The sequence below is a fragment of the Klebsiella indica genome (assembly GCF_005860775.1).
Taxonomy (GTDB): Bacteria; Pseudomonadota; Gammaproteobacteria; order Enterobacterales; family Enterobacteriaceae; genus Klebsiella; species Klebsiella indica.
Map to the genome: position 1 here is coordinate 102348 of NZ_VCHQ01000006.1, position 14738 is coordinate 117085.

13 protein-coding genes are annotated in these 14738 nt (G+C 53.0%); 3 read left to right on the plus strand and 10 right to left on the minus strand.

Annotation, left to right across the window (positions count from 1 at the left end):
* Nucleotides 1-13: 13 nt before the first annotated feature.
* Complete coding sequence (fucO, locus tag FE839_RS05380; RefSeq protein WP_138359810.1) at nt 14-1165, minus strand: lactaldehyde reductase; 1152 nt, start codon at nt 1163-1165, stop codon at nt 14-16.
* A 776-nt stretch (nt 1166-1941) separates the two neighbouring features.
* On the minus strand, nt 1942-2262 hold the full coding sequence (locus FE839_RS05385) for a FaeA/PapI family transcriptional regulator (RefSeq protein ID WP_138359811.1): 321 nt from the start codon (nt 2260-2262) through the stop codon (nt 1942-1944).
* A 173-nt stretch (nt 2263-2435) separates the two neighbouring features.
* Here FE839_RS05385 and FE839_RS05390 point away from each other — a divergent pair, with 173 nt between their 5' ends.
* The 3 genes from FE839_RS05390 to FE839_RS05400 all read left to right on the plus strand — a co-directional run bounded on the left by FE839_RS05390 (nt 2436) and on the right by FE839_RS05400 (nt 5046).
* Nucleotides 2436-3185, plus strand: coding sequence for a winged helix-turn-helix domain-containing protein (locus FE839_RS05390; protein ID WP_138359812.1), 750 nt, complete (start codon nt 2436-2438; stop codon nt 3183-3185).
* The gene (locus tag FE839_RS05395) at nt 3178-3648 is read left to right on the plus strand and encodes a hypothetical protein (RefSeq protein ID WP_138359813.1); all 471 of its coding nucleotides are present in this window, start codon (nt 3178-3180) and stop codon (nt 3646-3648) included. Before FE839_RS05390 ends, FE839_RS05395 begins: the two co-directional genes overlap by 8 nt.
* A 198-nt stretch (nt 3649-3846) precedes the next feature.
* Nucleotides 3847-5046, plus strand: coding sequence for an HD domain-containing protein (locus FE839_RS05400; RefSeq protein WP_138359814.1), 1200 nt, complete (start codon nt 3847-3849; stop codon nt 5044-5046).
* 31 nt (nt 5047-5077) lie between these two features.
* On the opposite strand, the gene FE839_RS05405 is transcribed toward FE839_RS05400, so the two are convergent.
* Genes FE839_RS05405 through FE839_RS05440 form a run of 8 tightly spaced genes read right to left on the minus strand, consistent with a single transcriptional unit; the run spans nt 5078 to nt 14733 of the window.
* On the minus strand, nt 5078-5815 hold the full coding sequence (locus FE839_RS05405; RefSeq protein ID WP_138359815.1) for an SDR family NAD(P)-dependent oxidoreductase: 738 nt from the start codon (nt 5813-5815) through the stop codon (nt 5078-5080).
* 1 nt (nt 5816) lies between these two features.
* Entirely contained in the window at nt 5817-6068 is a 252-nt protein-coding gene (locus FE839_RS05410) for an acyl carrier protein (protein WP_138359816.1), read from the minus strand.
* 16 nt (nt 6069-6084) lie between these two features.
* The gene (locus tag FE839_RS05415) at nt 6085-6891 is read right to left on the minus strand and encodes a MaoC family dehydratase (RefSeq protein WP_138359817.1); all 807 of its coding nucleotides are present in this window, start codon (nt 6889-6891) and stop codon (nt 6085-6087) included.
* Nucleotides 6888-8141 (minus strand): beta-ketoacyl-[acyl-carrier-protein] synthase family protein, encoded by a 1254-nt coding sequence (locus FE839_RS05420; RefSeq protein WP_138359818.1) that lies wholly within the window; start codon nt 8139-8141, stop codon nt 6888-6890. The genes FE839_RS05415 and FE839_RS05420 overlap by 4 nt, the downstream gene beginning before the upstream one ends.
* Entirely contained in the window at nt 8128-9525 is a 1398-nt protein-coding gene (locus tag FE839_RS05425) for a TolC family protein (protein ID WP_138359819.1), read from the minus strand. The genes FE839_RS05420 and FE839_RS05425 overlap by 14 nt, the downstream gene beginning before the upstream one ends.
* Complete coding sequence (locus FE839_RS05430; RefSeq protein ID WP_138359820.1) at nt 9522-11465, minus strand: ABC transporter permease; 1944 nt, start codon at nt 11463-11465, stop codon at nt 9522-9524. The genes FE839_RS05425 and FE839_RS05430 overlap by 4 nt, the downstream gene beginning before the upstream one ends.
* A complete protein-coding gene (locus tag FE839_RS05435) occupies nt 11465-12625 on the minus strand; it encodes an efflux RND transporter periplasmic adaptor subunit (protein ID WP_138359821.1) in 1161 nt (386 codons plus the stop codon). The genes FE839_RS05430 and FE839_RS05435 overlap by 1 nt, the downstream gene beginning before the upstream one ends.
* On the minus strand, nt 12622-14733 hold the full coding sequence (locus FE839_RS05440) for a peptidase domain-containing ABC transporter (protein WP_138359822.1): 2112 nt from the start codon (nt 14731-14733) through the stop codon (nt 12622-12624). The genes FE839_RS05435 and FE839_RS05440 overlap by 4 nt, the downstream gene beginning before the upstream one ends.
* Nucleotides 14734-14738: the final 5 nt, after the last annotated feature.

The following is a 14738-nucleotide window of genomic DNA, read 5'->3' on the forward strand; positions in this document are numbered from 1 at the left end:
TGAGATGGTTAGCTTAAAAAATTGCCCGATACAGCGCCTTAATCTCTTCCAGACTGGTATCACGCGGGTTACCGCCGGTACATACGTCCGCCAGCGCTGCGGCAGCCAGGGCGTCAATATCGTCCTCTTTCATTCCGACATCGCGCAGACGCGCAGGGATATTCACGTCGCGATTAAGCGCGGCCACCGCGTCAACCGCCGCCTTACGCGCTTCAGCGATCGGTAAGGTCGCCGCCTGTTTATTCCCCAGCGCAACGGCAATATCGCGATATTTCTCACCGGTAAATTCGGCATTGTAGGCCATAATATGCGGTAACAGCACCGCATTCGCGACGCCATGCGGCGTACCGTAGAACGCGCCCAGCGGATGCGCCATGCCATGAACCAGACCAAGCCCGACATTCGAGAAGCCCATCCCGGCAATATATTGCCCCAGCGCCATCCCTTCGGCTCCCTGCGCCTCGCCCCGTACCGAAGCGCGAAGCGAACGGCCAATGACTTCGATAGCCTTCAGGTGCAGCATGTCGGTTAGTTCCCACGCACCTTTAGTGATGTATCCTTCAATCGCGTGAGTCAGCGCATCAACACCGGTCGCGGCTTTCAGGCTGGCGGGCATGCTGGCCATCATCTCAGCATCGATAATCGCCACAACCGGGATATCATGTGGATCATAACAAACAAATTTACGGCGATTCTGAACATCGGTAATGACGTAGTTAATGGTCACTTCCGCCGCCGTACCGGCAGTCGTTGGGATGGCAATCATTGGCACGGCGGCATTTTTCGTGTCTGCACCACCTTCCAGACTGCGAACATCGGCAAATTCGGGATTATTAATGATAATCCCGACCGCTTTACAGGTATCCTGCGGCGAACCGCCACCAATGGCAATCAGATAGTCGGCCCCCGATTGCTTAAAGGCCTCAACGCCCTGCTGCACCACCTCAATCGTCGGATTGGGGATCACTTTATCAAAGATACTATAGGCCAGTCCGGCTCCGTCAAGAATGTCGAATACTTTTGTCGCAACCTTAAAACGAATCAGATCCTCGTCAGTGACCACCAGCGCTTTTTTGAATCCCCGTTTTTTCACTTCATCGACAATGCAGCTAATGGAGCCTGCGCCAAAATAAGAGGTTTCGTTTAAAATCATTCTGTAAGCCATCTTGTACTCCCTCCAGTACACATGTTTAATCACCATAATATTTAGACTTACAGTAACGTGAATGACACGGTAGTTTTATTATTTAATATCAAACAACCCCTCAATCCTCCCGCACTCAAGCTCAGTTAATTCTCATTCACCTTATATTACGGGAAGTTTTTCCAGTATATTGGACATCACTCTCTGCCGTGGTCACAGCGGTCCTGAGTCACAGCTCAGCATATAATCCAACGGGAAGTATTTCTCTCACGCAGTGTTTAATTTGAGCCAGATCACACTGTTATCCCGTGCAGTGAAAGGGATCGCATTTTTACACATAAAACCGGGCTGTAGAGCAGAACGGATCAGACAGAATGAAAGATAGCGTATAGATACCCGTACGCTTTCAGGATGACGTGCGCTACGCACAATAATCAGGCCAGTCCCTGGCCGTCCAATGAACCGTAGTCAGATGCACTCGATGCTGAGCAAAACTCATTGCTACATAACAATAACATGTCACAAACAACCGCCGCATTTTATCAACAGAGTCGGCGTCTACCGGCGCCATCACGAACGCTTTTTATAAGAATTATCTGTTATTATTGATAAATACTTATCAAAATAAGAATTGCCAAAGTAAAAAACGATCTCTTTAAGAGGTGAGACGCACTATTACTAAGAACATTCTCAGTATCTCGCGAGATTTAGCCCCTCAGGCATAATTAATAAATGTAAAAATCAGCTAAATTCCCTCTGTTGATTGCAAACATCCAGGCCTCTTGTTAGTATGGCTTTCAATCAATATATTTATTATAAAAATACCATTTATGATGTTTTTTTATTTTTATTCTAACGACCTGACCATACTTCTCTAGTGGCAATAGCAAATGTCTGACTTTATATATTGACATTTCACATATGTCAGCTAATTCACGAGTAAGTAATCCTTCAGGAGAATGTTCTTTTAGTATGTAAAGAATATGCTCTTGCTCTGGTACGTTCACCCCGGAGAGTTTATTGATACCCATAGCGGTCATCAATACCCTTAAACTCTCAACAGCACGACCAGACCTATGCTGTAAGCCAGGGTTACATAATGAGGTTGCAATCTTCATGCATCAGCTCCTTCTGTCAATTCCAACGAATGACAGTATGGATTGACCACACAAAAACGACAACATTAGCTTAAAAATTCACTTTAAACAGAATATTTATCTAAAAATTACTTTTTTTTATGATAAAAACCCTGATATAAAGAGTGGATTTTTAATTCCGTATGGAGATAAAAATGCGGTTCGATATAGAGGGATTTATTACTTTCGATACAGAGGAAGCTTCTCTGGTCAACTTGTTAACGGGTGATTGTATTGAACTTTCAGCGACATCGACTCGTCTTCTGGCCACCCTGTTGCGGCAGCAGGGAGATATCATTTCACGTATTGATATTTTTCAGGCGGTATTTGAAAAATACGGTGCCAGGCCGTCAAACAGTAATCTTAATCAATACATCTCAACGCTTCGTCGCAGCCTCTCGGACCTTGGCATTGAGAAAAATGTGATTATTACGATACCGCGAATTGGTTTTAAGATTTCTGATGAAATCATTGTCACGACCGACTGCGATTACCACTCATCATTCACCCTTCCGGACATTCCTCCGGAACTCTCCAGAAAAAGACTTATCTGGCGACACCGCAAGACATTATTTTTCGCCCTGATATTATCCGTAAGTATTTTTTTTATCACTTACTCATTTTTCTATAAAAAACAAACCAGCAATCAAACCTTCTATCAGGATAAGTGTAGCATCCACTCTGTCGACGCGCTATCCACAACAGAGTTTCTTGATAATCCTCAAAATGAAAAAATGCTCCCCTCGGAAATTGACTGTTCGACACCTAAGGAGATTTATTTTTTCAAACGAAAAATCAATGATGACCATGGATTAGGACGTTACATGAACATATTTATCCTTGAATGCGATCTTAAACACCAGCAATGCCACAGTTACTATTATAAGGAAATAAAAAATGCGTAAATATCTATTAGCGACTGGCGTTGGCCTGATCATAGCAGTTTCGCTGTTATTTTATTTTTGTCTCAATAACCGCAGTGTATTATCCTGCGAATCGAAGTATGATGTTACTCAGCAAATAAATGAAGATACTTTCCGCGCCGAGGGACTCCTCTCCGCTGAGTTCTCACCGGATGGTCTTTTTATCAATTTTGAAGGATTGATCACCAGTAACGATGAAAAATATATTGTCTCGCGCAGTATTTCTCTCTCATTGAAAAAATATAAAAACAGCCGCACGCTTTTCCACGCGCCGGAAATTAGGATAATTCGTCATAATAATGATAACACGCCAGAAAGCATTGCTCAAAAAATCATCTTTAGTGACCAAAACAATGACAGAATAATCTATATCAATCATATTAATGATGATACTATATTATTCGGTAATCCGGCGTTCCCTCAATATGGCTGCAAGCGTAAATAGTCCATCATTGATTGCGACTTAGAGCCTATCCCACCAGGCGTTATTGGCGCAGACAGTTTGAACACGGCCAGCGCGGAAGAACCGGAGCGTACACGTAGTACGTGAGGATTCTGAGCACTGCCCAGGTTCAAAATGACAAGCAAAATAGACCTAATGGGATAGGCTCTTATCTCATCCGTTTAATATTACAGCGATATCATGACCATACATTTACTCCCGACCTTAGCCAGCATTGCCAATACTATTGATATGATCAATCCGAAACTGAACCTGCATCATATCAGAACCGCGTTTATCGCATCGCATCTGGCCAGTCGGGTTGATCTGTCACCCGCTTTACAGCGCAAAACTGTTCTTGCCGCGCTGGTCCATGATATCGGCGGATTAAATGAAAAATCCCGTCTGGAACCACTGAATTACATTGATGATGAGCGTAACAACCATGCGCTCATCGGGAGCGAATTACTCAGTCGGATTCCGCTTTTTCGTCCACTGAACAAGATAGTTCGCTACCACCATACCCACTGGCGTAACGGTCTGGGGCATTACATAGAAGGGGAACTGGTTCCCGAAGAGAGCCATCTGTTGTTTTTCGCCGATCGACTTGATGTCCTTTACAGTCAACACCGCGCGACCCATATCGCTTTTTTAGGTAAAAAACTCCTTGAAATCGTTAATGCCGGTGCGCACATCCTCTATAAAGAAGAATATATACAAGCATTCAGGACACTCTCGGAAAATAAACATTTCTGGACAGTCATGGCCTCCTCTGACTATCGGGATTACATCAAAGAAATACCCGGAATTCATAACGACACGATCTCACTACATAACCTACGCGATATCGCCAAACTGCTCTCTTTTATCATCGATCAATTCGCTGAGCAAACGCCATGCTATTCCGCAGCCGTGGGACGTATTGCCGGTTATCTGGCGACAAAAATGGGAATGAGCGCAGCGCAAACGCTAAAAGTCGAAATTGGTGGGTTATTGCATAATATTTCTTGTCTCGACCATAGCCCGCCACTGCAACGTTTATCTACTGCGAAGAAAAGTAAACAACCGCTCTATCTTATTGAGGGCATTGACGATATTTCAGAATGGATGATTATGCAAAATAGCCTTAACCCCTATCAATTAAGCAATCCTTGCCTTGAACCCGAAGCGGCGCTGATCGCAATCGGGCGCCAGATAGTTCAAGTCTTCACCAGCACACGAACGGGGGAAAAATCGCTGGCTCAGATCATCAACCATCATCGCGGAGATAAAATGCATCAATTTATTATGTCCCTGGTCGCACAATATTCCTCGCAGATTATGCAGATTTATCAGACGACAGATAAAGAGATAGCAGGGTTAGTGGAACGCATTTCACAACTTACTGACGCCGACAGATAGCAGGCCAGCCTGGTACCTACGGCGATAGTATTCAGGCACACAGCCCGCCGTCCAGCACCAGGGTTTGCCCGGTCATATATTGACTCCCCTCGCCAATTAAAAACGCCACGGCCTGAAGCACATCCTCCGTTTCTCCAAGCCTGCGCAACGGTATGGACTGGCGTAACTCTTTTAATTTTTGAGCGGGTATCTCCTCCAACATTTCCGTGCGAATCAGGCCCGGCGCCAGGCAGTTCACCCGGATGCCAAAGCGCGCCACCTCCAACGCCAGCGAACGGGCCATGCCGCTCATCGCCGCTTTACTTGCGGCGTACGCTGTCTGCCCCACGTTGCCCTTTAGCGCGCTGACCGATGACATCAGCACAAGGGAGCCGCGCCGCTGTACCATCATTGCCGGAAGCAGAGTTCGATTCCAGTTAATCATTGAAATAACGTTGGTTTCCAGCACATCACGCCACTGCGCGGCATGCTGATGAATATGCAGTCCATCACGAGCGATCCCCGCATTGTGGATGATCGCCTCGGGAGCGCCCCACTCGGCCACCAAATCATGCGCCAGACACTCCACGCCTGCTTCATCGTTGCCGTCGCAGGCGTAGCCTTGCACCCAATGGGAGGAATTTTTGTTCTGCTCCTGAGCTGTAATAGCGTGAATAGCGGCTTCGTTGCGCCCGGTGAACACCACGTTCCAGTGTTGCGCTAACCCTGTGACCAGCGCCCGGCCAATACCGCGACTCCCCCCCGTTACCAGTATCCATTTTTGCGCCATATCAGTTGTCCGATCCTTTGCTGATATGCTGACAGAGTTCACCGATAGTCATCCCAGGGTTATGGATAAACCAGTCTGCCTCCAGGGTAATGTTGAATTCACGTTTTGCCAGTACCATCAGCTCAACATAGTCCAGACTATCCAGCTTCAGCCGAACGAGGGGCGTGTTCTCATCCACCTCATCAGGCTCGAGATCTTTGGCATCGCAAAGCATTTCGCAGACTTTTTGCAGAACCTCATCATACGGAATCATAAATTATCCTTATTTATCAATTAATAACTGGACCAACTTTTAGCGTAAGCACATTCGTCATTATCAGGTCATCCCACTGTGCCGCCGCGGCAATACGCACCACCGCTCCCTTGCCCACCTGGCCGACCACCAGCGAGGGCAGCAGCCAGAGCGACAGAGATTCGGGCCAAATCGGCCCCCCTGTGTTCATAAGACGGGTATCGAACACCACTTCCTGATGGGTTTGCAGCACCGGATAATGGGTAAAGATTTGCTGCAACGAGGTTTCCCCCTGACCGAGCAGAACGGCAATGTTCTCCTGGCGCAGCAACGCTTCATCGCAAATCAACTGGCGGAAGAGCAACGCGTCGAGAAACTGCCACTGCGCAAGATCGGGCCAGGCGCTGTTGAAATAAGATTGCAGGGCAAGTAGCGTCCGGGGGGCAAGCGTGCTGGGCTGCTTTCCCGCCAGCGATTCCGGCTCAGCGGCAAAGCTGAGCTGGCATGACAAACAGGCCTCGCCGCGCTGTGGATCGTTGACTGTCGCGGCGGATAAAATGTGCTTTCTCGCCGCTCCTGGCATTAACAACCAGTCGGTATCGCACCATAGCGGCCTGCGCAAACGAACCCGGCATTTCAGATAACGTCCGGCATCAGACATCAGATAGGGCAACCGCGCCTGGACATCGCGTTTCACGTCCAGCAGCGCGCGCATCCCGTGAACGCTCAGCTGACTGCCGCCCATTGCGCGCGCAGCCTCAAGATCGAAGTGGATTGGATTATCATCCCCGGAAAAAGCCGCCCACTGCCGGGCGTCGGCAAGGGTGTAATGAAGCCGCTTCACGCATGTTTCTCCAGCACCAGCGCGGCATTTGCGCCACCGAAACCAAAGCTGAGATTCAGAGCCCGGCGAACCTCGCCCTGACGATGCCCTTCAGGGATATAGTCAAGATCGCATTGCGGATCGGGTTGGGTTAAATGCGCCGTCGCGGGCATGATCCCGGACGCCATCGCCTGCAGGCAGACGATCGTTTCAAAGCTTCCTGCTGCGGCGATCAGATGCCCTGAGTAGGCTTTAGTGCTGGAAACCGGGATCCGGTACGCATATTCACCCAGGGCCTTTTTCAGCGACTGCGTTTCGTTAATATCGTTAAGCGGCGTCGAAGTGCCATGAGCGTTGATATAGTCGAGATCGGCGGGCTGAAGATCCGCGCCGCGCAGCGCCCAGCGGATGGTCTGTTCGCGGGCCACGCAATCTTCCGCCGGGGAGGTAAAATCCACCGCATCGGAAAAATTAGCATAACCGGTGACTTCCGCGAGGATCGTCGCGCCGCGCGCAAGCGCACGCTCACGCTCTTCCAGGCACAGCACCGCTCCCCCCTCCGAAAGTACAAACCCGCTGCGTTGCAGGCTGAACGGGCAGCTGGCACGCTCCGGCGATTCCGTTTCCCGGCTCAGCGCGCCAAGCACATCAATATTCCAGATGGCGCAAACGCTGTTTAATGACTCCCCGGCACCGGCGAGCATCATGCTGGCGCGTCCAAAGCGAATCGCATCATAAGCCTCGCCGATAGCGATGGTGCCGGTGGCACAGGCGGCAACCGGCGTATTTTGATATCCGCGTAAGTTCCACAGTTGACTACAGGCGGCAGTGGTGACATTCGGCATAGAGAAAAAGCAGCTAAAGGGTGAAGAAACGCCTTTTTTCTCAAACTCCGGCACCGCCAGATAGCTTTCATCTAACCCGGCCCAACCGGAACCAATAATCGCGCCGCACATCAGCGGCTCATAAAACGCGGCGGGCTGTTCACCGGCAAAAGCCATCGCCATCGCTTCCCGCGCGGCGGCCAGCGCAAGGCGCGCGTGGCGCGGCAGACGCCGACGAATGACGGCGGGAACGCCCTTCAGACTCGGTTCGTTCGCCACCTGTCCAATAAAATGGGTATGAATACCGTGAGACGAAAGATCCACATAGCGGTAGCCGTATTGATAATCCATGATCGCCTGCCAGCTTTCGGCGGCGCTATCGCCCAGAGGAGTCACTGCGCCATAGCCGGTTATCACTACGCGATAGGGAGGGTTACTGTGACGCATGTCGGGATATCCTCTGTTGCGGGTTATTGCCTCCCTGCGCCAGCCAGAGCTGCAAAGTGGCATAAAGATAGTCGTACTGGTTTTGTGCGAGGCTGTTCTGCACATCAAGCAGCGTATCCTGGGCGTTCAGTAGCGTCTGGTAGTCCACCGCGCCCGCCCGATAGCGACTCGCGGTGAGCGTCAGACGCTGCTGACCCCATTGCAGCGATTGCAACAAACGATCGCGCTGCTCGTCGGCGTTAAGCCGTTTTTCCATGGCGTTATCCACTTCCGACAGCGCGGTATAAGCCGTCGTGCGGAAATTCACCGCCTCCTGCTGTACCTTGACGCTGGCCTGCGCCACGGTGAGCTGTACCGTATTCCACTGGATAAAGGGGGCGCCGACGCTGCCGCCGACAACCCGTAGCGGATCGCTAAACCACTGGCGAAAAATCTGGCTCCCGGCGCTGAGGGTTCCCTGTAGCGAAAGGGTGGGATAGAAGCTCAGCCGCGCGGCATCCGACCCCGCCAGCGCCGCGCGCAGACGGGACTCCGCCGCCTGCAGGTCGGGTCGGCTGGCGAGCGCCGCCAGCGGGGTTGCGGAATCAATGGCGATACGCTGGCGAACATCCAGCCCGGGGGCTTCATCGCTATGCTGGGCGGGTGGTCGGTTAAGCAGCAGCGCCAGCGCGTTGCGTGCCAGTGCCCGCTGCTGTTGCAGGGCAAGCCGTTCATTCTGGCGGCTAATGAGCGTCTGCCGGGCCTGCAGCACATCAAGCCGCCCGACCTTCCCTGCCCGCTGCCAGGACTCAATCTGCGCCAGCGTCTGTCTGGCAATGTCCAGGCTAACCGTCTGATACGCCATCTGTTGATTCAGCAGAGCGATATTCCAGTAAAGCTGCGCAGTGGTACCAATGGTTGACAGGATCGTCGCCCGGTAGTCCTGTTCGCTGGCAATCGCTTCCCACTCGCTTTGTTCGCGAACCCGCGCCAGCTTGCCCCAGAGATCCAGTTCATAGCTTAATGACAAGGAGGCACTGTAACTCTCCTGCGAACGTCCGCTATTTAACGCTTTTGAATGCGTACCACTGCCGTTGAGCGTCGCCTCAGGGCTGATATTCGTCCCGGTGAGCCCGGCTGAAATACGCGCCTGTTTTAGCGTTAACGCGGCAGCGGCCAGATCGTTGTTACTTTCCAGCACCTGACCGATCACCCGCGACAGCCGCTCGTCGCCGAAACGATCCCACCAGCGTCCCGCGTTCTCCTGTGAAGACGTCATACTCAGCGCCTCCGTCCGCTGCCAGTGTGCAGGCACCGACAGCAGCGGACGCTGATAATCGCTGCGGGTCAGGTTCCCGCAGCCGGTGAGCAGGATTATCAACATCAATAAAAGAGAGGATCTCATTCGCGTGCCAACGCCTCCGTCGGATTAAGCCGCGCGGCTCTGCGCGCCGGGAAATACCCGAACGTCAGGCCAATCAGGGCGGAAAAACCACAGGCCATCGCCACCGGTCGCCAGGTGAAGACCATCGAAAACGCCTGCGTCAGCAGCGCAAACAGGTTACCGGCGACCCAGGAGCCTAACACCCCCGTCAGCCCGCCGAGCGCGCAAATCATCACCGCCTCAATCAAGAACTGATGCATGATGTCGGACGGACGGGCGCCCACCGACAGGCGAATACCAATCTCATGGATTCGCTCGGTAACCGACACCAGCATGATATTCATGACCCCGACGCCGCCGACCAACAGCGAAATCGCGGCAATCGCGGTGATCAGCAGCGACATCGAGTCAGAGGTTTTTTGCAGCGTCCTGGCAAGCTGTTCGTCAGTCTGGACAAAGAAATCTTTTTTACCGTGTTCGCGAATAAGATGCCTTTCCGCACGCCGCGCGGCCTCCTGCGGCGATAGCGTCTCCGGAAAGCGCAGCGTGAGCGCCTCCAGCGGCTTATCGCCGGAAATCCGCTGCAGAAGCGAGGTGTAGGGGATCCACGCCGACATAAATCCACTGACCACCTTCGGCCCCGGTTTGCTGGCGATACCGATCACCCGCCACGGCGCGCCGGCGATTTGCACAATTTTCCCCAACGGATCTTCATTGCCCGGAAACAGCGTCTCTTTGCTGGTTTCATCCAGTACCAGCACCGGCTCCCGATCATTGACATCGCGGTGAGTAAAACCGTTGCCATGAATAAAACGGATCCCCTGCAATGAGAAATAGTCGGCGGAAACCCCGGAGAGAATAATTGAGGAGTCAAATCCCTGACGCACCGCGGTCGTCATGCTGGAGACAACGGGCGACACGCCGAGCACCCAGGGCTGCTGGCTGAAGCTGGCGATATCTTCCAGCGACAGCGCCCGTTCCATGTCCGGGCGTTTGCTGCCCCAACCGGTGCCGGGACGGATTTCAAGAGTGGTGTTACCCAGCTTGCCTATCTCGTCCATGATGGTCCGCCGGGCGCCTTCGCCTACCGCCATGGAGGAGACCACCGATGAGATACCGATGATAATGCCAAGCATCGACAGGAAGGCGCGCATTCGATGGCCCAGCAACGCGCGCCACGCCATCCGTACCGACTCCGCCACGCTGCGAGAAAGAGAAGCCCGGCCGTTATCCTGTACCGCAGGCAGCAATTGAATGTCATCATTATCACGCGCGGAATAGCGATTATCGGCGACGATCTGTCCATCGCTGATCTCGATGATCCGCTGCGCCTGCTGCGCCACTTCGCGGTCATGGGTGACGATAATCACCGTGTGCCCGTCGGCGTTGAGCTGGTGCAGAACATCCATCAGCGCCCGGCCGCTGACGCTATCCAGCGCCCCGGTAGGTTCATCGGCGAGAATAATCTGCGCGCCGTTGATCAGCGCCCGACAGACGCTGACCCGCTGCTGCTGCCCGCCGGAAAGTTGCGCCGGTTTATGCTGTAAACGCGCATCAATCCCCAATTTTTCCGCCAGTAGCGCGATTCGCGCCTGGCGTTCAGCGGCGGGCATCGCGGTATAGAGTGCGGGGATAGCGATATTCTCTTCCGCCGTCAGATAAGGCATCAGGTGATAGCGCTGAAAAATAAAGCCCAGCCAGCGGCTGCGCAACTCCGCCAGCACCGCGCTATTGGCCTGATGAGCGGCGATCCCATTAATATAAACCTCGCCGCTGCTGGGCTTATCCAGGCAGCCGATAATGTTCATCAGCGTTGATTTACCCGAACCGGAAGCTCCCATGATCGCCACCATTTCGCCGGGCATAATGGTCAGCGAGACCGATTTCAGCACCGGGATCGTCTGCGTCCCGGCGGCAAAATGACGGGTAACGTTGTGCAGGACAATTAACGGATTCGTCATCAGCCAGGCCCCGCGTCCTGCGGGATCACCACCCGTTCGCCGGGCCGCAATCCTTCAAGCACCTGCGCATACTGGCGATCGTTAATCCCGATACGCACGGTTCGCTCCTCGCTGCCGTTCTCCTTTTCCACCCTCACCAGGTAGCGCTCATCACCGAGAGCACGCCCCAGCGCGGCGACCGGCACCCGCAGTACATCTTTCACCTGGGCGATACGGATAAACACCTGGGCGGTCATTGAGGTTTTCAGCAATCGCTGACGGTTATCCACCTCAAAGGTGCCGTTATAGTAAATCGCGCTGCTTTGCTGATTACTGACAAAGGCAGCGCTATTTTGTTCTTCCAGCGCCTCCTGCGGGGCGGGCTGGACATAGCCAAGCTGCCCCTCATAGCGCGTCTGCGGATCGGCAATCACATAAAACCACAGTGGCTGTCCCGGATGGATTTTCTGGATATCCGCTTCAGAAATACGCGTTTGTACCTGCATTTTATCAAGGTCGGCGAGCACCAGAATGGTCGGTGCGATTTGCGAGGAAACAATGGTTTGCCCCTCACGGGTAACAATCCCCAGCACTTCACCATCCATAGGGGCGAGAATGCGGGTGTAGCCGAGGTTAGCTTTGGCGGTCTGCACGCTCATTTCCGCCTGCACAATCTGCGCCTCATTGACCGCAACCTGCTGAACCTGGGCGGCATACTGCGCCTGCGCCTGTTCGAGATCGCTGTTTACCCCGGATCCCTCGCGATTCATGGCCTGTTCCCGCGCCAGCGCTTTGCGGTACTGCTCCAGCATGGCCTCCGAGGCGAGTTTTTGCGCCCTGGCGCTGGCCAGTTGCGCAGTAGCGTTGCGTAACTCCGAAAGCTGCAGCGTCGGGTCGATTTCAGCCAATAGCTGCCCCTTTTTCACCCGTTCGCCCTGACGTACATACAGCTTGCGTAGCTGACCGCTAACCTGAGCGCCGATGCGCACCTGGACCGCAGGTTTGATAATGCCGCTTGCCAGCACCACCTTTTCGATATCCCCGCGATCGAGCGCGACGCTATAGAGTGACTCACCCTGCAGCGGAAACGAACGCGGGTATAAAACCGCAACGATAATGATCGCCATCGCGGTCAGCGCAAGCAGTAACGTTTTACGGCGACGTAAAAATCCTCGCATCATCGGCCTGGTGCTCCCTGCCCGATATCCCGCAATTCGCCATCATGCAGACAATAAACTCGCGTGAAATGATGTAAAATCGGCGCGCTGTGGGTCACCACAATCAGCGTTTTTCCCTGTTCACGACAGTGCTGGCACAACGCTGCGATCACCGTCTCGGCGGTTGCATCATCAAGATTGGCGGTCGGCTCATCAAACAGCAAAATAGGCCGTGTGCTGTAGAGCGCCCTCGCCAGCATCAGCCGCTGACGCTGGCCTAAAGAGAGCGCGGAATGGCTTTCGCGGATCAGCGCCTCCATGCCTCCCGGCAACGCCTGAACCACCGGTCCCAGCGCCATTTTCGTCAGTAACGCTTCCACTCGCCCGCGATCGCTGTCGCTATACCATGGGTCAAATAAAGTGATGTTTTGCAGCACAGAGGCATTAAACAGAATATCTTCCTGACTCTGTAACCACACCTGCAAGGCCAGCTGCTGCGCACTCGCCTCATCGTTGTTCAACAAAATTCGTCCATGTTGCGCGGAAAACAGTCCGGCCATCAGGCGCAGCAAGGTGCTCTTTCCTGCGCCTGAGTCGCCAACGATCGCCACCTGATCCCCCGGTTCCAGAATCAGATCAACGGCGTTCAGCACCGTTCTCCGCGGATCGTAGTGAAAGCTCACCTGCTCGAACGCCAGCCGCGGCGCCTCATCCACGCAGAGCGGTGAAAATACCGGCGATGCAGCATCGCGTTTTGTAAACAGGCTTCGGGCACGGGTGTCAATGACATGCAGCTGTGATTTGCGGATCACGGCATAGAACAGCCGCGTGACGTAGGAGGTAAAAATCTGCCGTAAGAAGCTGTAGGCGAAGAAGTCGCCCAGCGAGATCTGTTTAGCCTGTACCAACGGCAGCACCACCAGCATAAAAACCACCATCTCAAGGCTTCCGGTCAGTTGATACAGCCCCTCTTTGACTTGCTGATACACTTTCTGCCGCTGAAGACAACGAAAAAGGTCATAAGAAAAGCGGGCAAACTGTGCTTTGCGCTGCGTTTCCAGTCCGGCGGTTTTGATGGTTAACACTCCTTGCAAAGTTTCCATCAAAAAGTCATTCAGCGTCGCGCTTTTGAGCTGTAGCTGCTGGGTATACCAGCGGTCGCGGAATATCGCCCAGACGCTAATCAGCCCCATCACCACGATGCCAACAGCAGAAATTAGCGCCAGCACCGGTGAGATCCAGAACATAATGCCGATCGCGATGACGCAAATAATCCAGTCCGAGCGCAGTCCGTTATCCAGCTCGATTTTTTGCAGCATCCCTCCCTGCCAGGCAATAAAGCGACTAAAAATATCCCCCGGCGCGCGTTTTTCAAAAAAACGCAGCGGGTTATTCAGCAATCTGGAAAAACCGATGTCGCTATTGAGCAATACAAAACGGCGAATGAAACGTTCGCTAATCACCCTGACGCCTAACGCCAACAATGTGGAAACGACAAAGGCGAGGATGAACCACAGGTAAGGAAATTGTGCGTTCCCGACGTCAGAAAAAGCCTGATTAATTGCGTGGCTGACCATCGTCGGCATTAAAAACAGCGTCAGCGAGACCAGAAACGTTAATAGCATCAGCGTGTAAATTCCCGGTACCGCCGCCGTCTCCTTCAGGCTCATCGCCCCTGGCATCGCTTGCTGAACATCAGCGATAGCCGATGGGGACATAACGCCTGCGGAAGGAGACTCTTCGAGGATCAGCGCATAGCCGCTGATCTCTTTTTTTAACGCCGAGAATGGCAACCACTGTTGGCCAATCGCCGGGTTCATCACGCAGACGTAATCGCCTTTGTGCCACGCCAGCAGGACATAGTGGCTGGCGCCATAGTGCAAAATGGACGGGAACGGCAGCGCATGAATTTCATCATGATCGAACAGGACCGGAACGGTAGCGATCCCGAGCTGTTGCAGAATAGCAGATAAATCGCTCAACGATGTCCCGTGATCGGATGCCGGGAATATTTCCCGCAATGCCGGGAGCGAGCACGAAATATTCTGGGTTTGCGCCAGCATCGCAATACAGGAGAGGCCGCACTCATTGCTCTCTTCCTGAAAAACCATATCCGGGATAATTGTTTTCATTATGA